This is a genomic window from Providencia rustigianii (genome assembly GCF_900637755.1).
GTDB lineage: Bacteria > Pseudomonadota > Gammaproteobacteria > Enterobacterales > Enterobacteriaceae > Providencia > Providencia rustigianii.
Map to the genome: position 1 here is coordinate 1,384,151 of NZ_LR134396.1, position 21,804 is coordinate 1,405,954.

The 21,804-nt window shown below is 39.5% G+C and carries 22 protein-coding genes and 1 tRNA gene; 16 read left to right on the forward strand and 7 right to left on the reverse strand.

Annotation, left to right across the window (positions count from 1 at the left end; all coding sequences use genetic code 11):
- Positions 1–158: 158 nt before the first annotated feature.
- On the forward strand, positions 159–620 hold the full coding sequence (gene matP / locus EL244_RS06155) for a macrodomain Ter protein MatP (RefSeq protein WP_112836483.1): 462 nt from the start codon (positions 159–161) through the stop codon (positions 618–620).
- Positions 621–760: 140 nt separating this feature from the next.
- Here matP and ompA read toward each other — a convergent pair whose 3' ends face one another.
- Positions 761–1,822, reverse strand: coding sequence for a porin OmpA (gene ompA, locus EL244_RS06160; RefSeq protein WP_112836485.1), 1,062 nt, complete (start codon positions 1,820–1,822; stop codon positions 761–763).
- Between the two features lie 354 nt (positions 1,823–2,176).
- The gene (sulA, locus tag EL244_RS06165; protein ID WP_126459511.1) at positions 2,177–2,698 is read right to left on the reverse strand and encodes an SOS-induced cell division inhibitor SulA; all 522 of its coding nucleotides are present in this window, start codon (positions 2,696–2,698) and stop codon (positions 2,177–2,179) included.
- 234 nt (positions 2,699–2,932) lie between these two features.
- Here sulA and EL244_RS06170 point away from each other — a divergent pair, with 234 nt between their 5' ends.
- Positions 2,933–3,535, forward strand: coding sequence for a TfoX/Sxy family DNA transformation protein (locus tag EL244_RS06170; RefSeq protein WP_006813544.1), 603 nt, complete (start codon positions 2,933–2,935; stop codon positions 3,533–3,535).
- 70 nt (positions 3,536–3,605) lie between these two features.
- On the opposite strand, the gene yccS is transcribed toward EL244_RS06170, so the two are convergent.
- A complete protein-coding gene (gene yccS, locus EL244_RS06175) occupies positions 3,606–5,756 on the reverse strand; it encodes a YccS family putative transporter (protein WP_126459513.1) in 2,151 nt (716 codons plus the stop codon).
- A gap of 123 nt (positions 5,757–5,879) precedes the next feature.
- Between yccS and helD the strand changes: the two genes are divergently transcribed.
- Positions 5,880–7,934 (forward strand): DNA helicase IV, encoded by a 2,055-nt coding sequence (gene helD / locus EL244_RS06180; protein ID WP_126459515.1) that lies wholly within the window; start codon positions 5,880–5,882, stop codon positions 7,932–7,934.
- A gap of 61 nt (positions 7,935–7,995) precedes the next feature.
- Here helD and EL244_RS06185 read toward each other — a convergent pair whose 3' ends face one another.
- Positions 7,996–8,454: a methylglyoxal synthase gene (locus EL244_RS06185; protein ID WP_006813541.1), complete on the reverse strand. Its 459-nt coding sequence runs from the start codon at positions 8,452–8,454 to the stop codon at positions 7,996–7,998.
- 114 nt (positions 8,455–8,568) lie between these two features.
- On the opposite strand from EL244_RS06185, the gene EL244_RS06190 reads away from it, so the two are divergent.
- Complete coding sequence (locus EL244_RS06190; protein ID WP_126459518.1) at positions 8,569–8,982, forward strand: CoA-binding protein; 414 nt, start codon at positions 8,569–8,571, stop codon at positions 8,980–8,982.
- A gap of 63 nt (positions 8,983–9,045) precedes the next feature.
- Here the strand turns inward: EL244_RS06190 and hspQ are convergent, their stop codons facing one another.
- Positions 9,046–9,366: a heat shock protein HspQ gene (gene hspQ / locus EL244_RS06195; RefSeq protein ID WP_006813539.1), complete on the reverse strand. Its 321-nt coding sequence runs from the start codon at positions 9,364–9,366 to the stop codon at positions 9,046–9,048.
- Between the two features lie 219 nt (positions 9,367–9,585).
- Between hspQ and EL244_RS06200 the strand changes: the two genes are divergently transcribed.
- Complete coding sequence (locus EL244_RS06200) at positions 9,586–9,864, forward strand: acylphosphatase (RefSeq protein ID WP_230083625.1); 279 nt, start codon at positions 9,586–9,588, stop codon at positions 9,862–9,864.
- A 15-nt stretch (positions 9,865–9,879) separates the two neighbouring features.
- Here EL244_RS06200 and EL244_RS06205 read toward each other — a convergent pair whose 3' ends face one another.
- Entirely contained in the window at positions 9,880–10,209 is a 330-nt protein-coding gene (locus EL244_RS06205) for a TusE/DsrC/DsvC family sulfur relay protein (RefSeq protein WP_039854453.1), read from the reverse strand.
- A 193-nt stretch (positions 10,210–10,402) separates the two neighbouring features.
- On the opposite strand from EL244_RS06205, the gene EL244_RS06210 reads away from it, so the two are divergent.
- Positions 10,403–10,490: transfer RNA gene (locus EL244_RS06210), tRNA-Ser, on the forward strand.
- A 440-nt stretch (positions 10,491–10,930) separates the two neighbouring features.
- The gene (locus tag EL244_RS06215; protein WP_006813536.1) at positions 10,931–12,346 is read left to right on the forward strand and encodes an NAD(P)/FAD-dependent oxidoreductase; all 1,416 of its coding nucleotides are present in this window, start codon (positions 10,931–10,933) and stop codon (positions 12,344–12,346) included.
- A 48-nt stretch (positions 12,347–12,394) separates the two neighbouring features.
- Here the strand turns inward: EL244_RS06215 and EL244_RS06220 are convergent, their stop codons facing one another.
- On the reverse strand, positions 12,395–13,303 hold the full coding sequence (locus tag EL244_RS06220; RefSeq protein ID WP_126459521.1) for a LysR substrate-binding domain-containing protein: 909 nt from the start codon (positions 13,301–13,303) through the stop codon (positions 12,395–12,397).
- A 102-nt stretch (positions 13,304–13,405) separates the two neighbouring features.
- On the opposite strand from EL244_RS06220, the gene EL244_RS06225 reads away from it, so the two are divergent.
- From EL244_RS06225 to fdnI, 9 genes are all read left to right on the forward strand, one after another.
- On the forward strand, positions 13,406–14,131 hold the full coding sequence (locus tag EL244_RS06225) for a sulfite exporter TauE/SafE family protein (protein WP_126459524.1): 726 nt from the start codon (positions 13,406–13,408) through the stop codon (positions 14,129–14,131).
- Positions 14,132–14,393: 262 nt separating this feature from the next.
- Positions 14,394–14,723 (forward strand): hypothetical protein, encoded by a 330-nt coding sequence (locus tag EL244_RS06230; RefSeq protein WP_126459527.1) that lies wholly within the window; start codon positions 14,394–14,396, stop codon positions 14,721–14,723.
- 22 nt (positions 14,724–14,745) lie between these two features.
- Positions 14,746–15,324, forward strand: a complete 579-nt coding sequence (locus EL244_RS06235; RefSeq protein ID WP_126459530.1) for a hypothetical protein — start codon at positions 14,746–14,748, stop codon at positions 15,322–15,324.
- 105 nt (positions 15,325–15,429) lie between these two features.
- Complete coding sequence (locus tag EL244_RS06240) at positions 15,430–15,858, forward strand: TOBE domain-containing protein (protein ID WP_126459533.1); 429 nt, start codon at positions 15,430–15,432, stop codon at positions 15,856–15,858.
- 317 nt (positions 15,859–16,175) lie between these two features.
- Positions 16,176–16,442: a DUF2798 domain-containing protein gene (locus tag EL244_RS06245; RefSeq protein WP_071599531.1), complete on the forward strand. Its 267-nt coding sequence runs from the start codon at positions 16,176–16,178 to the stop codon at positions 16,440–16,442.
- A gap of 62 nt (positions 16,443–16,504) precedes the next feature.
- Positions 16,505–16,828 carry a YnfA family protein gene (locus EL244_RS06250; protein WP_126459536.1) on the forward strand — a complete coding sequence of 108 codons (324 nt, stop codon included), beginning with the start codon at positions 16,505–16,507 and terminating at the stop codon, positions 16,826–16,828.
- A 367-nt stretch (positions 16,829–17,195) separates the two neighbouring features.
- Entirely contained in the window at positions 17,196–20,243 is a 3,048-nt protein-coding gene (fdnG, locus tag EL244_RS06260; protein ID WP_148668980.1) for a formate dehydrogenase-N subunit alpha, read from the forward strand.
- Between the two features lie 11 nt (positions 20,244–20,254).
- The gene (gene fdxH, locus EL244_RS06265) at positions 20,255–21,142 is read left to right on the forward strand and encodes a formate dehydrogenase subunit beta (protein WP_164717570.1); all 888 of its coding nucleotides are present in this window, start codon (positions 20,255–20,257) and stop codon (positions 21,140–21,142) included.
- Entirely contained in the window at positions 21,135–21,800 is a 666-nt protein-coding gene (gene fdnI, locus EL244_RS06270) for a formate dehydrogenase-N subunit gamma (protein ID WP_112837538.1), read from the forward strand. The genes fdxH and fdnI overlap by 8 nt, the downstream gene beginning before the upstream one ends.
- Positions 21,801–21,804: the final 4 nt, after the last annotated feature.

A 21,804-nucleotide genomic window follows, 5' to 3' on the forward strand; every position in this document is an offset into this window, starting at 1 on the left:
TGTTAACGTATGGATCCGAATTGTACACTACTTTTTTCAATTACTGTTATTTTCTTTATGTTGGCTTTTTGGCGCTAGGTTTAATGTCATCCACATTGAGCATTTTTCTTATAATATTGCTAATATAATGGTAAGTGTGATTTTCTTCAGGAAAAATTATGAAATATCAGCAGCTTGAAAATCTTGAATGTGGCTGGAAATGGGAATATCTGGTAAAAAAATCCAGGGGTGGAGAAACAATCACCCGCTATATAGAGAGAAGTGCGGAGCAAGAAGCTATTGAGCTGTTGTTGAAAATGGAAAATAGCCCAGTGTCTGTATTGAAGTGGATTACAGATCATATGGATCCTCAGCTTGATAACCGCATGAAACAAAGTATCAGGGCGAGACGTAAACGTCATTTTAATGCGGAGCATCCACATACGCGGAAAAAATCTATCGATTTAAATTATTCGGTATGGCAGCGGCTGTCAAATCTTGCCTCAAAGCGTAATAAAACGCTTTCAGAGACGATTATTCAGTTAATTGAAGATGCTGAGCATAAAGATAAATATGAAAGCCAAATGAGTTTATTGAAGAACGATCTACAGGCGATCTTAGGGGAAACCAAAGAGAAGTAATGTGTATGTTAGGAGCCATGTAGTAAAATAATAATAAAAAGAGCGATAGATAGGTTGGAATTAAAAATTTCAATCAAAAAAAAACCCCAATAAATTGGGGTTTTTTATATTCAGTTCAAAATTCAAACTAGGGCTATAAATTAAGCGCCTGGTTGAGCTACAACTTCAGTTGTACCTTGAATTTCGATTTCAACGCGACGGTCTGGTGCTAAACATTCGATCAGAGCTGCACGACCTTTAACTGCGTCACATTTGTTACCAGTTACTGGATCTTCTTTACCACGACCTTCAGCAGCGATTGCGCTTGCTGGAACGCCTTTAGCAACTAAGTAATCTACTACTGACTGAGCACGTTTTTGTGACAGTGGCAGGTTGTAGTTTTGTGAACCGATACGGTCTGTGAAACCAACTACTAACACGCGACCTTGAGTTGGATCGATGTTGCTCAGTTCGTTGTACAGTTCGTTCAGCGCTTGCTGACCTTCTGGTTTCAGAGATGCTTTGTTGAAGTTAAACAGAACGTCTGAACGCAGAGTGAAACGTTTATTTTCAACAACTGGCGCTGCTGGCTCAGCAACAACTGCTGGAGCTACAACTGGAGTTGCTTCTTGACCGAAACGGTAAGCAAGACCAACGCTCAGCATGCCGTTGTCTGGGCTAACACCGATGTTGTCTTTGTCGCCCATACCGCTAACCCACTGGTAGTCTAAACGAGTTGCTAATTCTGGAGTAATAGCATACTCAACACCCAGTGCGTAAACTGGAGAAACGCCAGTGTCAGTTTCTTTACCTGAATTGTTAACTTTAGCTTCTGTACGGTAAACCATACCACCCAGACGTGTATAAACGTCTAAGTCTTCCATGATTGGATAGCTCAGTTTAGTAGTTAAAGACACACCCATTGAAGACACGCTTCCTGGGTTTTCGCCTTTATACTTCATTTTACCAAACCAGTCATAGCCCATTTCGAAGCCCATGTACTGGTTGTATTGGTAACCTGCGTACAGACCCGCACCTAATTGGTCACGAGTTTTTTTGCCGGTACCAACAGTATCACCAGCTTCATCAGTAAATTTAGCGTGCTCATAATGAGACCAACCTAATTTACCACCAGTATACCAAGTGTTATCTTTTGGAGCTGCTTGCGCAACAGTTGCAAACGCTGCAACCGCTACTGCTACCGCGATAGCTGTCTTTTTCATTTTTACGCCTCGTTATCATCCAATATTGGCTTGGCCTCGTGAGCCTTATTATTTGCCATTGGTTTAATTTAATTGCTAGGTTCAGCTGGCATTATCCACAAAAATTTACGAAAAGTAAAAAAATAATGCCATAAGCTTAACAGGCTAAAGTCTACAACGAACTCCAAAAGATACAAGTAGAGCCAGCAAGAAAGGTTAAAAAAAGTCTTTTTTTAGTGTAAAAATCATAGAGATATATATATTTTGGCTATAATCCTAATGTATTCTATCCAATTGATCTACAATGCTTTTTAGTGTTGTTTTTACTTAAATATTACAAAAGGTAAAGTTTGGTAAGATAAATCTTATTCTGAATTAATGATAGCTTCTAGAATGAATCTTTAAATGATTTTGTGGTCTTAGCTCCGTCGTAGCCATATTATAATTTTTTTCTGGGCGCATGATGAATCCGATAGAATGACCTTCTTTGGCAGCGGCTTGCAAAAGAATAAAATCTTGTTCATTTATTTTTGGCAACCATCCTAATACGACGCTGTAATTACCACTTCTCAAAGCTTTTTCCATGGCATCAACAGAGTTAATTGAGTGTATTTGATTAAGTTGCATGATTTTATTAACCGGAAGACCTGCTTGTTCTAACCAATTCTTACTTAATTTCTTATTAGGGCTTAACCACAGTAACCAGCGTGATTGAATACCAAGCTGACGTAGCATTGGCAGCAGTATACAGTCCATAATTGGGTGCTGTTCATCATACACCAATTCACTAACCATACCTTGTTGCATTGAGTCGCTTACATTACCCGTAGATGGGATCGCTTGCGTATAACTATTAAGAGAATGTTCTGTAGTGTTGTTCCAAGAATAGATACTCATAATTCACCTCGTTACAATGCTGTATGAACATACAGTAACTGTATATTTATCCAATATCAAGGCTATTTTTACAAAGCGCTTCGCAACTTTGGGGTTTTTATCTGAGTTATGCTTGGCATTTATGACTGAAACTCTCAAAATTAAGAGGTCGTAATTGTTTGTAAAAGCAAAGAGTTTTATCGTTTATTTTTTCAAGGAAGATGGTGATTTTGGTAACAGAAGGAACTGAGAAATATGTCATTACAGAAGGAAAAAAATTCTCTTTTACAAGAAACGCTGAAGCAATTTGGTGAGTTAAAAAAGAGAAATCATTTTGGTGGATACTGCTTATGTATCAACAATATTTTAGTAGGACTGGTATTAGATGGGCAATTTTATGTGCGGGGATGTTTGTTTGCTCGAAGTTATTTTGAGTCAGTAGGCTTAAACCGTCTGATATACAGCAAAAAAGGGGTTCCATTAGAGTTACGTTATTATCAATTACCTGAGAATGCTTGGTCAAATGTGGAAATATTGAGTCATATTATTGAATTGGCTTATCGTTCAGCACATGAAGAAGCGCAAAAGAAAGCATCAGCAACGGTACGTATCAAAGATCTTCCCAATATGAATATGTCGATGGAGCGTGCATTAGGTAAAATAGGAATATTTCGTGCTGAAGAGCTCGTCATGATAGGGGCAAAAGCCTGTTTTTTAAAGCTTAAACAACATGGAAAACAAACTCTAAGTGTTAAGTTATTAATAGGATTAGCGGCTGCAATAGAGGGATGTCACAGCGAAGTTTTACCTGTTCGAGCAAAGCAAGAGTTGATCAAATGGTTTAATAACGTGAGTTAGTGCTTAGTAGGTACAAAAGGAGCGGGTATATCGTCTTATTAGGATTTTAATACCCGCTCATCAGTTTATTTTATGACAAACTAATTTGTTGAATCATGGATTTTATTTCAGGGATTAGCTCAACCAGTAGTTTGGTTTGTTCCATGATAAGTATAGTTTTTTCATCATCGTCACTGGAAATATGGTCAATCCTATTTAGCAGGCTTTGTCTCAAATGTTCTGATTTTTCATCCACAATCGCAGGGTCTAGAGAGGTCACTTGGATTGAGGATTCAATATAGCAAATCGCATCATTCAATAACGCTAAATTATCTTCATTGTGCATTTTTTCCCGATGGGCGCCGAGTGCAGAGATATAGCTCAATAGGGTATGGTTTAAGCATAATAAACGGAATGCTTGTTCTTGTGTGATTTGGTATGACTTAGGATCTGAAGCCATATTAGACACAATAGACGCAAATTCAGCATCGTTATTATGAGCATCACGTCTGGCAACACGGTATTCCAAGCTATTGTCTTTTCCTTGGTAATATTGTTGTAAAATGGCATCTAGATAGCGGCAGTTACTGTCCATGGTTTTTTGTACAACTTGGGGTAATTGGCGAAATTTCCAATCGGGCCAGATAAAGCTCACGGCAAGTAATGCAATAAAACAGCCAATAAGAGTATCAATGACTCTTGGAAGAGCGACGTCAAATCCTTCACCCAGCAAATTGAAGCAAAATAAAACCAGCAAGGTAATGAATAGGGTTGCTTGCGCATATTGGCTGCTACGAAACATAAAAAATAACAAACCGCTGACCACGATTAAGGTTAACTGACCTTCGATGGAAGGAACAATATTCAGAAGTGGTAATCCAATTAGAATACCTAATAGAGTACCAACAATCCGCATAGCAAGTCGCCGTTTAGTCGCACTATAGTTTGGCTGACAAACAAACAAGCTAGTCAGTAATATCCAATATCCTTTTTCAATATTAAATAACTGAATGATGGCGTAGCCTGTGCATAGCAATACTGACATCCTGACCGCATGTCGAAATAGCGATGATTTTGGCGTCAAGTGATGTTTAATTCGTGTGACTATATCCTTGAAACCAGACAGTGACTCATCTGAAAGTTGCTCGATTTGCTTACTGTTTTGCTGCCATTCAATTTGCCCTAAACTCAGTCCTTTTAGCTGGACGTCAATTCCTTTCAAATTATTGAGTAGATTCCGCAGAGCCTTAATTTCATGTAATTCAGGTGATTGCTTTTGTAATAGTTGTAATGAATTTTCAATATAAGCAAAAGTGCGTTCAAAACGTGGATTGTGTTGATACTGTTTGCGCCATAAAACGGACTGTGCGATTTGCTGGCATGCTCTAGCTTGCATCGTCATTAAGCGTTGAAATCGAAATAGAATATCGCAGTGACGTAAGCGGCGACTTAATTGTTGATACTGTATATGGGATGAGCTAGCTCGTTCATGAATATCTTGGGCAACAAAATAATATTGTAATGTAGTACGGGTTCCTTTTTGCCCTCTGTCACCTTTCAAACGACTTAATAGTGATATTTTAGCTTGATTCATTGTGCTGATAAGGGTGCTATTCACGAGCGCTAAATCATAGATAGATTGCTGGTAGTCATCTTCTAGATCAGGGTCAAATAAGTTAGCTTTTGCATCAAGATAAGCGGATAACTGTTGGTAACATTGTGCTATCGCATCCTGCAGTGGACGAACTGGAAATAGGATATGACCAATGAGCGTTAAAATGTTGAACCAAATTGCGCCTGTCAGCAATAAGATAGGCTGTTGATACCAAGTCTCAAATATGGGTACGCCCAACATGGTGTAGATAGCGATCAGCAATGCACCAAACGCGATAGTTGCATATCGTTGGCCAAGAGCACCGAGCAGAATAAATCCACAGGTGGAAACTGCTAATCCCAAAAAGAAAAACAGAGGATAAGGAAAGAGCAATTCAATAGAAACTGAGGCGATAAAAAAACAAAATAGCGTGATAATTAAATTCTTTATTCTACCTGTTAGTCTATCATCTAGATCTGTGAGTGCAGCAGCAACGACCCCTAACGTTAAAGGGATGGTCACTTTTGGCTCTAGCCCTAATAGCCATGGAACCAAGGTGGTGCCTGTCAGAGCTATTAGTATTCGGATATAATATAGAATATGGCTGTTATATAGCACACGGCGATAACTCGTCAGCAGCGTTAGCACAAAATACCTCAATGGTGAAACAAATCCCTAACTACATAGAATAACGTGTTTACGTAGAATAAAAAACTATTAGCAATTATGCTTTAATTATTTTCACAAATGATTTACTCAGGTGCAGAACGTATGGAACTGAAATCGACACAGATTGGACAGCGCCTGGCTCAGCATCCCTATAATCGGGTTCGCTTACTGAATGCAGGCATCGAAGTTAGTGGTGATAACCACAAATATCTCATCCCATTCAATGAATTAATTGATATTCGTTGTAAGCGAGGGATCGTTTGGGGGGAGTTAGAATTTGAGATTATCAATGAACAAGTTGTGCGCTTACATGGCACTGAATGGAAGCAAACTCAACACTTTTACCGTTTTTTGAATGAAAAATGGCAGCAGTGGAGTGCCGAAATGAGCGAGGTGAGTGCGCAAGTATTGACCCCATTAGCACAATCAATTTTACAACAAACACAGCAAGATTCATGGTTAAGTCTGCATGATCTCAACATAATCAAAGAAAAAATTACGCAACAATTTGCATCTCTTCCTCTACCTTTGGCTCGAATCCCACAATTTGACAATTGTGCTGAACATTATCAATTCTGTCGCCAATGGTTAAATAATAGCGAGCAATGTCGCCACCAAAATAATCAACAATGGTGCGAATCGGTTTTAACTCATTACTCTGATTTCTTTCAACATATAGAATCGTCTCCGCTTAATAATTCTCAGTCGTTATCAGTCATTAATGGTGAAGATAACGTTTTGGTATTAGCTGGAGCGGGAAGTGGAAAAACTTCGGTATTAGTGGCAAGAGCAGGCTGGCTTTTATTACGAGGCTTGGCAAAGCCTGAGCAGATATTATTGTTAGCTTTTGGGCGTAAAGCAGCTGAAGAGATGAATGAGCGAATTCAGTCTCGTTTACAGCAAGTGGAGATTGAAGCAAAAACTTTTCATGCTTTAGCATTACACATCATTCGCGAAGGGAGCAATAAATCGCCAGTGATCAGTGAGTTGGAAACGGACTCTTCAAAACGCCAATCTTTATTATTAACGGAATGGCGAGAGCAATGTTCAAGCAAAAAAGCACAGGCGAAAGGTTGGCGTGAATGGCTATCGGATGAACTGCAATGGACTATTCCTGATGGTGAATTTTGGCACGATGAAAAAATTAGCCGTAAGGTATTACCACGTATAGAGCGTTGGTTAAGTTTAATGCGGATGCACGGTGGAAGCCAAAAAGAGATGATTGATAATACGGCTGAAGACATTCGTGAATTATTCCAAAAACGAATTCGGCTGATGGCGCCTCTATTAAAAGCATGGAAAAGTGCATTAAAAGATGAAGGTGCGATTGATTTTTCAGGTTTAATTCATCAGGCAGTCAATCTCATTGAAAAAGGGCGATTTATTAGTCCATGGAAGCATATTTTAGTCGACGAATTTCAAGATATTTCGCCATTAAGAGCCAAGCTATTACAAGCATTGCGTCAACAAAATAAACGAACTGCACTATTTGCGGTGGGTGATGATTGGCAGGCTATTTATCGATTTAGTGGCGCTGAACTTAATCTAACGACCTCATTCCAGAATAATTTTGGTGAGGGAGAGATATGTGCATTAGATACAACATACCGCTTCAATGAACGTATTGGAGATATTGCCAATCATTTTGTGTTGCAAAACCCAAGCCAGTTAGATAAACCGTTAAATAGCTTAACAAAAGGAAATAAAAAATCGGTTGTTTTGCTGTATGAAGAGGCATTAGAGCGTTTGCTGGATAAAATGAGTGGCTATGTGCTTGAAGATGAAAATATTTTAATTTTGGCGCGCTATCATTACTTAAAACCAGAAGTCCTTAATAAAGCAGCTACTCGTTGGCCAAAACTTAATATCCAGTTTATGACTATGCATGCATCCAAAGGGCAGCAAGCGGATTATGTCATTATTTGTGGGCTCAATGGTGGGAAGGACGGATTTCCAGCCCCAGCAAGGGAGTCAATCATCGAAGAGGCTTTACTGCCGAAACCCGAAAATTTTGCCCACGCTGAAGAACGGCGACTGTTATATGTTGCACTAACGCGAGCCAAACAGCAGGCATGGCTATTATATAATCCAGAAAATCCATCCGAATTTGTTGATGAACTTCTGCAAATGGGTGTACCAAAACAGAAGAAACCATAGTGGTTGAAATTATCATGTGCCATTTGTGGTGTTTATTTGGCACATGATATTGAATTGCAAATTAACGAGTACGATTGTCTAAATAACGTTGATAGTCAGGAATGACAATGTCAATTTCACTATCAAAATAAGGTGACGTAATTAGAAAGTCAGCGGTCGCTGGATTGGTTGCCACAGGAATATTCCAGACGGTAGCTAAGCGTAAAAGTGCTTTGACATCAGGATCGTGTGGAACAGCATTTAATGGATCCCAAAAGAAAATTAATAAATCAATTTTTTTCTCGGCAATCATAGAACCAATTTGTTGGTCGCCCCCCATTGGACCACTAAGCATTCCTGTGACAGGGAGCCCAGTATTTTTATTAATTAATGTGCCTGTCGTACCAGTTGCAAATAACTCGTGAGATTCCAACCGGTTTTTATTTTTTTGAACCCAGTCCAAGAGTGATGATTTGCAATGGTCATGTGCCACTAAGGCAATATTTTTTGACGCAGCGATTTGACGAGTTGTAGATTCCATGGTGTTCCCTTAAACAAGATTGGTGTCACGTATCTGCAAAAATTGAGTGAGTATTGATATACAACATATATCATAATGCATATGAATAGTTTACAGGTTTTGGGAGATATTTTGATGAGAGATCAAGAAATTGCTGAAATACTAACGAGTATAAAGACCATTGCATTAGTTGGCGCGAGTGACCGAAAGGACCGACCAAGTTATGAGGTCATGGAATATTTAATTCATCAAGGTTATCAAGTTATTCCTGTTAGCCCTAAATTAGCCGGACAGCAATTATTGGGGCAGTTAGTCTACGGGCAGCTTAGCGATATTCCTTATCCTATTGATATGGTCGATGTCTTTCGTAATGCTGAAGCCGCAGTTGGCGTAGCTCAAGAGGCTGCTGCAATTAAAGCGAAAGTTTTGTGGTTACAAAAAGGCGTCATTAATGAAGAAGCTCAGAGGATTGCACTTGATGCAGGGCTTAAATGTGTAATGGACAAGTGTCCAAAGCAAGAAATCCCTGCTTTAGGTCTTGAAAAGTAATTGAGTTTTCACGCTTATAAAAATAAAGCAGCTTATTTGCTGCTTTACTGGTTGCGTTCATGATTAATTGCGTAGACGCGGAGCTTGTAACTGGGACCTTATGGATTCAGCCAGTTCATCCATGGAGGGTTGCTCCGGATGATCATCGGTCATCTCATAAGTAATTTGTGCTTCAGCTAAGTAAGTATGAACAGCTTCCCCATTATCATCTTCCATGACAACGTGATACCAAGGCAGATCGCGTAATGTACTATTAGATGCAATATCATCATCATGTGGTTGGTCGAGGGAGTACTCAGGGTCAACATCAACAACTACCCCTAGGTAGCCGAGAAGTTTATGTCTGACTTGTTGCCCGATTCCATATTTACTGGTGATCATCATAGCGACCTCCTTAAAAAGCCTTGCTTGTACTGTAAACTACATATGGGCAGTGCTGTGCGTTTTCAAGCCAATGTATGGACAATTACCAATAACGCAATACACTGTCTTTAGGTAATAACGAAAAGCAGTGCCTCAATTATCAGATTATCTGCTGAATGAAGAAAAAACAACTTATTACCAGAGATTTTAATAGATTAAGTGATGACATCGGAGGCTAACATGGCAGCATCAGGTCGTTCTTTCTATATTTATGGGCGAGTTCAAGGGGTTGGCTTCCGTTACCAAACCTTTCATTGGGCGAATCAAAACGGCATCAAAGGTTTTGTCTGTAATCGTGATGATGGTAGTGTGCAATTAGCCATTTATGGGTCGGAGCAGGATATTGATTTTGTGGATGATTGGCTGAAGGCTGGTGGGCCTCCGGGTGCAAAAATCGATCACTATTTTGCGGAAACTTGGCAAACAGAACCAATAGCGGACTTTTCTGTCCGCTATTAGCTGATTATTGAAGAATTAAATGCATTTTACGGGCTTAGGGAGACCCGCAAGCTTTGTCGCTTGCTTTGCTGGTCCTTTAGGGAATAGTCGATATAAATAACGGCTGTTCCCTTTTTCTTCCCCAAACTGTTGGGATACCGCCTTGACTAACATTCTGATGGCGGGGGAAGTATTAAATTCCAAATAAAATGCCCGAACAAAGCGAATAATTTCTAAATGCTCATCTGTAATTTCGATCTCTTCCTGTTCAGCAAGTAAAGGAATCAACGCTTCACTCCACTGTTGGCTATCAAGTAGGTAGCCTTGAGGGTCTGTCTCAATTTCTTGATTATTAAAAACCAACATGCTTATTTCAATCCAAACAAAAGTAGGCAGTAAATTTAGCAAAAAATGAGCAATAACCCAAGTATCGCGCATGAAAACAGTCATAGATGTTGATAATTTCGCCCATTGAACACGTCTGAGTATATTTTTAAAGCGAACGACCGAATTAGGGGTTTACATTGAAAGCTCAGATGATTATAGTGCACGTCATTGCGGAGGGGTGGCCGAGCGGCTGAAGGCAGCGGTCTTGAAAACCGCCGATGGGAAACCATCCGAGAGTTCGAATCTCTCCTCCTCCGCCATCTTCACTTCTAGTAACATCTTCCCAAGTATTCCAATTCTAAGTAAATCAAGCATTCTAACAAAATCTAAATCTCACGAAGCTTAAATAGTCATCTGCTCAACAGACCTGTCTTCAATATAATCAATTCCACTAACTTGATAGTTACCATTCTTAATTATTCAAATCCGATATTGCTTATCTATCTGAAGCTATCACTATCTTAAAACTCTTCGCTATTGATTGTTTTTTTGTCAAACAACCTTATAAACTGAATAACTATTCAATAAAAAACCATAAATAGATATAGATCCTATATCTATGAATTTCTCAGTCTTAAATTCCATTCTAATATAATTAAATAACTTTACTAATAGTTTACTAATAATTAACATATCATTATAAAATAAGTTGATTATTTAAAATGTAATTATTTTTTGTGTAAATTAGGGTGGTTTCAAAATGGCAATAAGTAGAAGAAAATTTATTATTGGTGGCTCTGTGGTCGCAGTAGCGGCTGGTGCTGGAATTTTAACGCCAATGTTAACGCGTGAAGGACGATTTGTTCCGGGCAAGCCAAGAGTCGGGTTTGTTGAAGGAACCGCTGGATTATTACCACAGCAAGCAGATGTTGTGGTTATTGGCGCGGGTATTTTAGGCATTATGACGGCCATTAATCTTGTTGAAAGAGGATTGTCGGTTGTTATTGTTGAAAAAGGCAATATTGCAGGTGAACAGTCTTCCCGTTTCTATGGTCAGGCGATCACCTATAAAATGCCTGATGAAACATTCTTGCTGCATCATTTAGGAAAACACCGCTGGCGTGAAATGAATGCAAAAGTTGGCGCTGATACTAGCTACCGTACCCAAGGTCGCGTTGAAGTTCCCCAAAATGAAGAAGATTTGGTTAACGCAAGAAAATGGATTGACGAAAGAAGTAAAAACGTTGGTTCAGATATTCCATTCAAAACCCGTATCATTGAAGGAAATGAGCTGGATCAGCGCTTACGCGGTGCCAAATCAGAGTGGAAAATTGCAGGATTTGAAGAAGACTCTGGTAGCTTAGATGCCGAAATCACCACTTTCATTATGGCTGATTACGCGAAGAAAATTGGCGTTAAAATTTATACCAATTGTGCAGCAAGAGGCCTAGAAACTCAGGCTGGTGTCATCTCTGACGTTGTAACAGAAAAAGGTGCGATCAAAACATCTCAAGTGGTCGTTGCTGGTGGTGTTTGGTCTCGTCTGTTTATGCAGAATCTTGGCGTGGATGTTCCAACATTACCCGCTTATCAATCTCAACAATTAATTGGTGCGGCGCCTAATGCACCGGGTGGAAACGTTGCTTTACCGGGAAATATTTACTTCCGTGAACAAGCCGATGGAACCTATGCCACTTCTCCACGCGTGATTGTCGCTCCAGTCGTGAAAGAATCCTTTACCTATGGTTATAAATATCTGCCACTGTTAGGTATGCCTGATTTTCCTGTACATATTTCATTGAACGAACAATTGATCGATTCATTCATGCAACCAACAAGTTGGAAACTGGATGAAGTTTCACCATTTGAGAAAAATCGTGATATGACAGCACTGCCTGATCTTCCAGAGTTAAATGCTTCTCTGGAAAAATTAAAAACTGAATTCCCAGCATTTAAGGATTCTCAGTTAATTGATCAGTGGAGTGGTGCGATGGCGATTGCGCCAGATGAAAACCCTATCATTTCTGAAGTAAAAGAATATCCGGGTTTAGTTATCAATACCGCGACAGGTTGGGGTATGACCGAAAGCCCAGTATCGGCAGAAATTACTGCGGATCTGTTACTTGGCAAAGCGCCTGTTATCGATGCTAAACCATTTAGTTTATATAGATTTTAATTTTTCTACTGAATAAACTGAAATAGAGCCCTCTTCACGGAGGGTTTTTTATTTTAGATGGTTTGATGATTGAGCCTCAGCTTGTAACCAATTCAGGACAATTTCGAGTTCTATCGGTCTTTCGGCATTTGGTGGTATCCACATAGAGTAATGGCTGCCGGGGATATTGATGGGCAGTGGTATATCAATTAATCCCTTGTTTAGTGCATTGGTAAGTGTTGGCATTCCACCGATACAAACACCCAATCCATCAATAACAGCCTGTAAACAAATATGGAAATGATCAAATCGCTGATAATGCAAAGGCGTCAATTCCTTAACGCCTGCCTTTTCTAACCAATTTTCCCATTCACCATTACGCGTTTTAGAACTGATAATAATGTGTTTCTCTAAGTCATTTAATGAGATTAACGGGGTTGATTTTAATAATTCAGGAGAGGCAATCAGTGTCAATTTTTCTTGGAATAAGCTAATTTTTCTGAAATGTGCCCATGGAAGCTTATTCATGGAATCTCGCCGAATTAAGATGTCAAAACCAAATTGAGTTAGTTGAGTATCAGTATCTGAGGTTTCAATTGCGATTTCAATTTTAGGATATTGTTCATAGAATTTAGGTAACAAAGGAATTAACCATCGGCTAGCAAGCGTTGTTTGAGCATTGATACGAATAACTTTCGCTGTGGGAGATTTACCAAAGCGTATTGTTGCATCTCCAATAAGATCAAAAGCCGAGCTAATTTCAGCTGCATAATATTTAGCGAACTCTGTTGCGACTAATCGTTGCCCATCACGAATAAATAAACTTTGCCCTAACCAATCCTCTAACAGCTTGATTTGACGACTCACTGCACCATGGGTTAATCCCAGCTCATGAGCCGCTTCTGAAAGGCTGTGGGATTTTGCTGCAATATCAAATATACGCAAGGCATTTAGTGGTGGAATATTATTTCGTTTCATTTGTGAGTTTTTCTATCATATATCGTGATTTTTAATCGATTGTATGATTTTTTCTAGCTAAATAGAATCACTCCAAACATAAATAAACAGAGTTGATATAGCATGCTAACAGGTGAAATTATTATCATTATAACCGCGGTGGTGGCTGGGGTGATTAGTGGGGTGACTGGGACAGGCTCATCATTGTTGTTATTGCCTTTATTAGTTCAAGCTTATGGGCCCAAACCAGCAATACAGGTTATGGCACTTGCCGCAGTTATTGGTAATCTTTCGCGATTTTTTGTTTGGTGGCGACAAGTGGATTGGAAAGTCACGCTTGTTTATTCAGTGACGGGTGTACCGTGTGCGGCGATTGGAGCATATTTATTGCTTATATTCCAGTCTACGCTTATTGACCTGCTATTGGGGGTATTTTTTCTATGTGTTGTTCCATTGAAGCGATTAATGGATCATTTTGAGTATAAAATTTCGCTGCCTCAAGTTGGGTTTTGTGGGGGGATTATCGGTATTTTGACTGGGATTGTGATGTCTACGGGGCCATTAAGTGTGCCTGTTTTTGTTTCTTATGGACTGAGAAAGGGCGCATTTTTAGGTTCTGAAGCGGCGAGTGCGTTACTGCTTTACTCCAGTAAGATAACCACATTTGCAGCACAGGGGGCATTACCAATGACAATTGTGATAAAAGGAGTTTTGTTAGGGCTAGGTATTTCAGTTGGTACTGTGATGAGTAAACATTTAGTCTTCAGGTTATCGGAAAAAGTCTCTACATTATTGATTGACATTATCTTATTTATATCTGGCAGTTTTTTTATTATTAAGTCGATATAATGATAAAAAAATAGCCCACCGTTCGATGGGCTTAAACTACATAATATGTTATTCAGGTTAATCATACCGAATAAAAATATAACAGTCTGTAAGAAAGTGAATTTTATTTCATTTGTGTAAATAAATTAATTGCAATTTTTAAAATGAAAAAATCACCTAAATTTTGGGGTGTTAATCATATTAAGAGTAATACTGATTTGTAAGAGTCATTCAATAATATTACTATTGAGAACATTTTTAGCTTCAGTAGGCAGTTTCAAAAATGCTAGCAAAATACATCTTACAGGCCGTCAGCCATAGTAAAATTTGTCACCTGATTTTAGATGAAAATAATAAAGATGCACTTTCTGAAGTTAATCAAAGGATTCGTAAATGGCAATTTCAAAATGGCGTCATTTTACAATGCCTAGAAGAAACTGAATTAAATATTGCTGAATGTGATAGTCAATGCCCAGAACATTGGATTATATGGGAGGTGATTAAAACAAATGGGGAGCCAATCTTGCCAGTACGAAAAGAATTTTTTAGCCTATGCCAGCAAAAATTTTGGTTAAAAATGCAGTTGAGTGAAGATACTTTAATTAAATACTAATTATTATAAGGTATTGGTAATTATGAAATTTTTTATTTTCATTCTTATTGCATTTATTTCAGGATGTACCTCTGAGCCTTCAAGAATATTACCTGAAAAGGAAATGGTCATAAAGGTAAAGTCAGATGGTCAGTTAGGCATCATTGCAGAATCTCACGATACTACGTATTTATTCATAGATGAAAAGGCTAAAAAACAATTTAAAATTTATGCCGAATTTTTGGCAGAATTTCAGGATGATATTAGTGGGGTTAGCATTACTTTTCTTCAATCAAGCATAGATGATACCGTATATGCAACATATGTTAATTATATTCCAGAAGAAAAAATTAAAGCTAAGAAACAGTTGTTTAGCAAATATCATGACCGAAGTCATACATCTGAAGGTATTACAACAGTAGGGTTCAATGCGGATGGACATTTTATAACACAATCAAATACCTTGCCTGAGCAATATCGACTGCCAAATCCTATAGAAATTAGAATTAAACAAGTAAAAAAAGGGGAGGAACATAATGATTTTCAGGGCATTGGTGTGGGGCTAATGTTGCCAATTATAATTCCCTTTATGATGATAGGTTGTATGACGGGACCTTGTTAAAATTAATTATCGGATTTATTCCGATAATATGATCCAGTCAATTGAATCACATCATCTGAATTACTATCATCACTTATTGTAATTTCCCATAACATGAGGTTTCGTATGTCAATTTCAGCTCGTAATCAGCTTGCCGGTATTGTGGAATCCGTAGTAGCTGGCGCAGTAAATGATGAGGTTGTTTTAAATCTAGGGAATGGGGAAACCATTTCAGCGGTGATTACTAGAAATAGTACTCAATTACTTGGATTAGAAAAAGGCAAACGGGCAGTCGCTATTATTAAAGCACCATGGGTAGTTTTAGTTTCGGATGAAAATGAATATCTGTTTTCTGCGCGTAACCAATTTAATGGGCGAGTAGAGTCTATCGAAACAGGTAGTGTCAATGCGGTTGTTCATATTAAAACTAATGCGGGCACTCAGTTATCTGCTGTTGTCACTAACAACAGTGTGGATGAAATGAAATTATCAGCAGGAAGTAAAGTTACTGCCATTGTGAAAGCATCTAGTGTGATTTTAGCAACCAAGAAATAAATTATTATTGTTTGGTAAGAAAGGTTCTATGTGACCTTTCTTTTTCTCGCATACTAATGTGAGTTTAAAGAACATTGTCTTATTTATGTTTATTATGTCGCGCATCTTAACGAGAAATCATTTTTTAAAATAAGATGCCGAGATAAAATGCAAAAAATGGAACTAATGTTAAATCGGTATTGACAAAAATAACATAAAGATTAGAATGATTCTCATTAGTCTTAAGGACTCGTAAGCGTTTACGTTAATCAACGCATATAACTTTGTTACATCAACAGTTATATGCTGTTGTGTATGCGTTTATCTATGGAGTCTTTATGTCGTATCAAGATCGTAATTATGTTTTAGGTATTCCTAAACTTCCTGTCAGAGCAATGTTTTTTCTTGTTCCCTTCTTTTTATCTCTGGTAATGAGCGGCATTGTTTCATTAATCAGTACAATCCGGGCGCTCGGTTTTACTTCTGAGATATTTTCGCCGTGGATCAGTTCCTGGGGAATTTCGTGGTTCATTGCTTTTCCAACAGTCTTATTTGTTTTACCTATTGCACGGCGAATTTCATTGTTACTTGTGAAGTCAGCCTAACTGAATATGCCACCCAAATTAGGGTGGCGAATATAATGATAACCTATTAAAAAATAAAAATTATGCCTATAAAGATTATTGGATTATTTATTATCACTGCCATTGCTGAAATTGCTGGCTGCTACTTTCCTTATTTATGGATGAAAAAGCAGGGTAGCCCATGGTTATTATTACCGGCTATTCTGAGCTTAATGCTGTTTGTGTGGCTATTGACGTTACATCCTGAGGCCAGCGGGCGAGTATATGCTACCTATGGCGGTATTTATATTGTGACCGCATTAATTTGGTTACGAGTCGTCGATGGTGTCACATTAGCGACTACAGATTGGATTGGTGCACTGGTTGTCTTACTGGGCGCCGGTATTATTATTAGTGGCTGGAAATAACATAAAAATAGTTATTCAATAAGAGCCTATTAAAAATCTACTGTAAAACATAAATTATATTATTTGTTATGGTGAAATAGGTATTTACCACAATATAACAATATTATTTTTATTAATTTAAATTTGTTAAAGTGTAGCTATATTGATTATTAATCCAATATTATCGCTCTTAATCTAAATATCCCTTCATTTGATCTGAATCAATTTAACAATAATTACTCACAAAGTGGTAATTTTAATTGATGTTTAACTACTCAGTTAATATTAATTAACCTTTATCTTCACTTTCATTGATTTTAGGCAATATCTGATTACAACTGACTGATATTCTTTCCGCGATTATACAAACAATAAAAAGAGGCTAATAATGAACGTCAGTCGCAGAAAGTTTTTTAAAATCTGCGCCGGCGGGATGGCAGGTACAACTGTAGCTGCGTTAGGTTTTATGCCAGGAATGGCAATGGCTAATGTACGTGAAAATAAATTACTTCGGTCTAAAGAGACCCGTAATACTTGTACCTACTGTTCTGTTGGTTGTGGATTATTAATTTATAGTATGGGTGACGGCGCAATGAACGCCAGATCTGCAATATTCCATGTAGAGGGAGATGCAGATCATCCAGTGAACCGAGGTGCTTTATGCCCTAAAGGTGCTGGATTACTCGACTATATTCGCAGTGAGAGTCGTTTGCGTTACCCTGAGTATCGTGCACCCGGCTCGAATAAATGGGAACGAATCAGTTGGGATGATGCTTTTACCCGCATTGCTCGACTCATGAAAGATGACCGTGATGCCAACTTTATTGAAAAAAATGAGCAAGGCACTACGGTAAACCGTTGGTTGTCGACAGGGATGCTCTGTGCATCTGCTGCGAGTAACGAAACGGGAATGTTAACTCAAAAATTCGCTCGATCGCTCGGTATGTTAGCGGTCGATAACCAAGCGCGTGTCTGACACGGACCAACGGTAGCAAGTCTTGCTCCAACATTTGGTCGCGGTGCGATGACCAACCACTGGGTTGATATTAAAAATGCCAATGTGATTATGGTGATGGGGGGTAATGCTGCTGAAGCTCACCCTGTCGGATTCCGTTGGGCTATTGAAGCGAAAAACAATAATGATGCAACGTTGATTGTGGTTGACCCGCGTTTTACGCGTACCGCATCAGTTGCTGACCACTATGTTCCTATTCGCTCAGGAACAGATATAACATTCTTATCTGGCGTTCTACTTTATCTTATTGAAAACAATAAAATAAATTCTGAATATGTTTATAATTATACCAACGCGGCATTAATTGTCAGGGATGATTTTGAATTTAATGATGGCTTATTTAGTGGCTATGACCCTGAAAAACGTCGTTATGACAAAACTACGTGGAACTATCAATTTGATGAGAATGGTTATGCACTTAGAGATGACACGCTGCAAAACCCACGCTGTGTTTGGAACCTCTTAAGAAAACACGTTTCTCGTTATACACCTGATGTTGTTGAGAATATTTGTGGTACGCCAAAAGCAGACTTTCTAAAAGTGTGTGAAATTCTTGCGACCACCAGCGCAGCAGATAAGGCAGGAACTTTCCTATACGCGTTAGGTTGGACTCAACATACAGTTGGCGCTCAAAATATTCGTACCATGGCAATGATCCAATTGTTGTTGGGGAATATGGGTATCTGCGGCGGTGGGGTGAATGCCTTACGTGGACACTCAAATATTCAAGGCTTAACCGACTTAGGTTTGCTATCAACTAGCTTGCCGGGATACTTGACTCTACCATCTGAAAAACAGTTGGATATCGAGAGCTATTTGGCCGCGAATACACCAAAAGCCACGTTACCCAATCAGGTGAACTACTGGAGCAATTACCCGAAATTCTTCGTCAGTCTGATGAAATCTTTCTATGGGGATGCGGCGCAAGCTGAAAACCAATGGGGATATGATTGGTTACCGAAATGGGATCAAGCTTATGATGTCATGAAGTATTTTGACATGATGAGCAAAAATAAGGTCAACGGTTATATCTGCCAAGGCTTTAACCCAGTGGCATCATTCCCAGACAAAAATAAGGTTGTTAGCTGCTTAAGTAAACTCAAATACTTAATCACCATCGATCCATTGACCACTGAAACAGCGAGTTTCTGGCAAAACCACGGTGAAATGAATGATGTGGATCCTGCATCCATTCAAACCGAAGTTTTCCGTTTACCTTCAACTTGCTTTGCTGAGGAAGACGGGTCAATTGCCAACTCTGGACGCTGGTTACAATGGCACTGGAAAGCGGCAGATGCGCCAGGCGAAGCCCGTAACGATGGACAAATTCTGACGGGGATCCTACATAAAATCCGCGAAATGTATGAGCAAGAAGGTGGTAAAGGTAGTGAACCACTGATGCAAATGCGTTGGAATTATAAGCGCCAATTCCATCCGGAATCGGAAGAAGTCGCGAAAGAAAATAACGGGATTGCTCTGGTCGACTTGTATGATGCAGATGGCAACTTACAAGCGAAGAAAGGTGAATTACTGAACTCATTTGCTCTCTTGCGTGCAGATGGTTCAACCGCATCGTCTTGCTGGATCTATACCGGTAGCTGGACAGAGAAAGGCAACCAGATGGCAAATCGCGATAACAGCGACCCATCGGGGATTGGTAATACATTAGGCTGGGCGTGGGCATGGCCATTAAACCGTCGGGTGATCTATAACCGTGCTTCTTGCGATACCAAAGGTAAGCCGTGGAATAAAGATTTGGTCTTGATTGAGTGGAACGGTAAAAAATGGGTTGGAAATGATGTACCTGACTTCAACGCATCTGCGCCAGAAGTGGGTACTAGTCCTTTTATCATGCAGCCAGAGGGCTTAGGTCGTCTATTTGCTATTGATAAAATGGCTGAAGGTCCATTCCCTGAACATTATGAGCCATTTGAAACGCCATTAGGGACTAACCCATTACATCCAAATGTGGTTTCTAACCCGGCGGCGAGAATATTTGAGGAAGACAAGCAGCGTCTTGGTGACCATAAAGAGTTCCCTTATGTGGGAACAACTTATCGCTTAACGGAGCATTTCCATACTTGGACTAAACATGCACTTTTAAATGCGATTGCTCAGCCAGAACAGTTTGTGGAAATCAGTGAAACTTTAGCGAAAGCGAAGGGAATTGCGCTGGGTGACAAAGTGAAAGTGAGCAGCAAGCGAGGTTTCATTAAAGCGGTAGCCGTGGTGACTCCTCGTCTGCAAACTCTGATGGTTGATGGTAAACCTATTGAAACGGTAGGGTTACCTATTCACTGGGGCTTTGAAGGTATCACTCAAAAAGGCTTCATTACAAACACGTTAACGCCATCCGTGGGCGACGCTAACTCTCAGACTCCTGAGTATAAAGCGTTTTTAGTTAACATTGAGAAGGCGTAAGGGAGGGAACTATGTCCATGCAATCTCAAGACATTATTAAACGTTCCGCGACCAACAGCATTACGCCTCCACCACAGGCGCGTGACGATAAATTTGAAGTCTGTAAGCTCATTGATGTGTCATCCTGTATTGGTTGTAAAGCTTGTCAGGTAGCATGTTCCGAATGGAACGATATTCGTGATGAAGTAGGGCACTGTGTTGGTGTTTACGATAATCCGACAGATTTAAGTGCGAAATCTTGGACGGTGATGCGTTTCAGCGAAGTGAGTGAACAAGGCAAGCTGGAATGGTTAATCCGTAAAGATGGCTGTATGCACTGTGCTGATCCTGGTTGTTTGAAATCGTGCCCATCTGCGGGCGCGATAATTCAATATGCCAACGGTATCGTGGATTTCCAATCTGAACACTGTATTGGCTGTGGTTACTGTATTGCGGGATGCCCATTTAACGTTCCTCGATTAAATCCAAAAGATAATCGTGTGTACAAATGTACTTTGTGTGTTGACCGCGTTGCGGTAGGGCAAGAGCCTGCCTGTGTGAAGACTTGTCCAACAGGTGCAATTCGTTTTGGTACCAAAAAAGAGATGTTGGAGTACGGTGCTGAGCGAGTTGGAAAACTGCAAAAACGTGGTTATGCCCAAGCCGGAATTTATGATCCTGAAGGTGTTGGCGGAACGCATGTGGTATATGTACTTCATCATGCTGATAAACCTCAACTTTATCATGGACTGCCAAAAGACCCTCAAATTGATACCCCAATTAATTTGTGGCAGAGCGTGTTGAAACCACTGTCAGTTGTGGGCTTTATAGCCACATTTGCCGGTCTCATTTTCCATTATGTGGGAGTCGGGCCGAACAAAGAAGTGGATGATGAAGAGGAGAAAGATGACCATGAGTAAAAAGAGCAAAATGATCGTTCGGACTAAATTTGTTGACCGAGCGTGCCACTGGACTGTTGTCATCAGCTTTTTCTTGGTTGCTTTGTCTGGTATCGCACTGTTTTTCCCAACTTTAAAGTGGCTAACCGAAACATTTGGTACCCCGCAAATGGGGCGAATTCTGCATCCATTTTTTGGTGTACTGATTTTCGTGGTGCTGATGTTTATGTTTGTCCGTTTTGTGAAACACAATATTCCCGACAGAAAAGATGTTCCATGGATCTTGAATATTGTTGAAGTTCTCAAAGGTAACGAACATAACGTCGCTGATGTTGGTAAGTACAATGCAGGTCAAAAAATGATGTTCTGGAGTATCATGAGTATGATTTTTGTACTCTTGATTACCGGCATCATCATGTGGCGTCCTTATTTTGCGCATTTATTCCCAATGTGGATGGTGCGTTGGAGTATTCTCGTCCATGCATTAGCCGCCATCATTCTGATCCACGCCATTCTTATTCATATGTATATGGCGTTTTGGGTGAAAGGTTCTATTGATGGAATGATTGAAGGTAAAGTCAGCCGTCGTTGGGCTAAAAAGCACCACCCACGCTGGTATCGTGAAGTTGAAGCAGAAGAAGCTAAAGCTGAAGCAAAGGCTGAAGTAGAAAAAAGTTAATAGC

What these genes read in the sequence shown, in the direction of transcription:
- matP (WP_112836483.1), top strand. Translation starts at nt 159, where the DNA reads ATGAAATATCAGCAGCTTGAAAATCTTGAATGTGGCTGGAAATGGGAA.
- ompA (WP_112836485.1), bottom strand. Translation starts at nt 1,822, where the DNA reads ATGAAAAAGACAGCTATCGCGGTAGCAGTAGCGGTTGCAGCGTTTGCA.
- sulA (WP_126459511.1), bottom strand. Translation starts at nt 2,698, where the DNA reads ATGAGTATCTATTCTTGGAACAACACTACAGAACATTCTCTTAATAGT.
- EL244_RS06170 (WP_006813544.1), top strand. Translation starts at nt 2,933, where the DNA reads ATGTCATTACAGAAGGAAAAAAATTCTCTTTTACAAGAAACGCTGAAG.
- helD (WP_126459515.1), top strand. Translation starts at nt 5,880, where the DNA reads ATGGAACTGAAATCGACACAGATTGGACAGCGCCTGGCTCAGCATCCC.
- EL244_RS06185 (WP_006813541.1), bottom strand. Translation starts at nt 8,454, where the DNA reads ATGGAATCTACAACTCGTCAAATCGCTGCGTCAAAAAATATTGCCTTA.
- EL244_RS06190 (WP_126459518.1), top strand. Translation starts at nt 8,569, where the DNA reads ATGAGAGATCAAGAAATTGCTGAAATACTAACGAGTATAAAGACCATT.
- hspQ (WP_006813539.1), bottom strand. Translation starts at nt 9,366, where the DNA reads ATGATGATCACCAGTAAATATGGAATCGGGCAACAAGTCAGACATAAA.
- EL244_RS06200 (WP_230083625.1), top strand. Translation starts at nt 9,586, where the DNA reads ATGGCAGCATCAGGTCGTTCTTTCTATATTTATGGGCGAGTTCAAGGG.
- EL244_RS06205 (WP_039854453.1), bottom strand. Translation starts at nt 10,209, where the DNA reads ATGTTGGTTTTTAATAATCAAGAAATTGAGACAGACCCTCAAGGCTAC.
- EL244_RS06215 (WP_006813536.1), top strand. Translation starts at nt 10,931, where the DNA reads ATGGCAATAAGTAGAAGAAAATTTATTATTGGTGGCTCTGTGGTCGCA.
- EL244_RS06220 (WP_126459521.1), bottom strand. Translation starts at nt 13,303, where the DNA reads ATGAAACGAAATAATATTCCACCACTAAATGCCTTGCGTATATTTGAT.
- EL244_RS06225 (WP_126459524.1), top strand. Translation starts at nt 13,406, where the DNA reads ATGCTAACAGGTGAAATTATTATCATTATAACCGCGGTGGTGGCTGGG.
- EL244_RS06230 (WP_126459527.1), top strand. Translation starts at nt 14,394, where the DNA reads ATGCTAGCAAAATACATCTTACAGGCCGTCAGCCATAGTAAAATTTGT.
- EL244_RS06235 (WP_126459530.1), top strand. Translation starts at nt 14,746, where the DNA reads ATGAAATTTTTTATTTTCATTCTTATTGCATTTATTTCAGGATGTACC.
- EL244_RS06240 (WP_126459533.1), top strand. Translation starts at nt 15,430, where the DNA reads ATGTCAATTTCAGCTCGTAATCAGCTTGCCGGTATTGTGGAATCCGTA.
- EL244_RS06245 (WP_071599531.1), top strand. Translation starts at nt 16,176, where the DNA reads ATGTCGTATCAAGATCGTAATTATGTTTTAGGTATTCCTAAACTTCCT.
- EL244_RS06250 (WP_126459536.1), top strand. Translation starts at nt 16,505, where the DNA reads ATGCCTATAAAGATTATTGGATTATTTATTATCACTGCCATTGCTGAA.
- fdxH (WP_164717570.1), top strand. Translation starts at nt 20,255, where the DNA reads ATGTCCATGCAATCTCAAGACATTATTAAACGTTCCGCGACCAACAGC.
- fdnI (WP_112837538.1), top strand. Translation starts at nt 21,135, where the DNA reads ATGAGTAAAAAGAGCAAAATGATCGTTCGGACTAAATTTGTTGACCGA.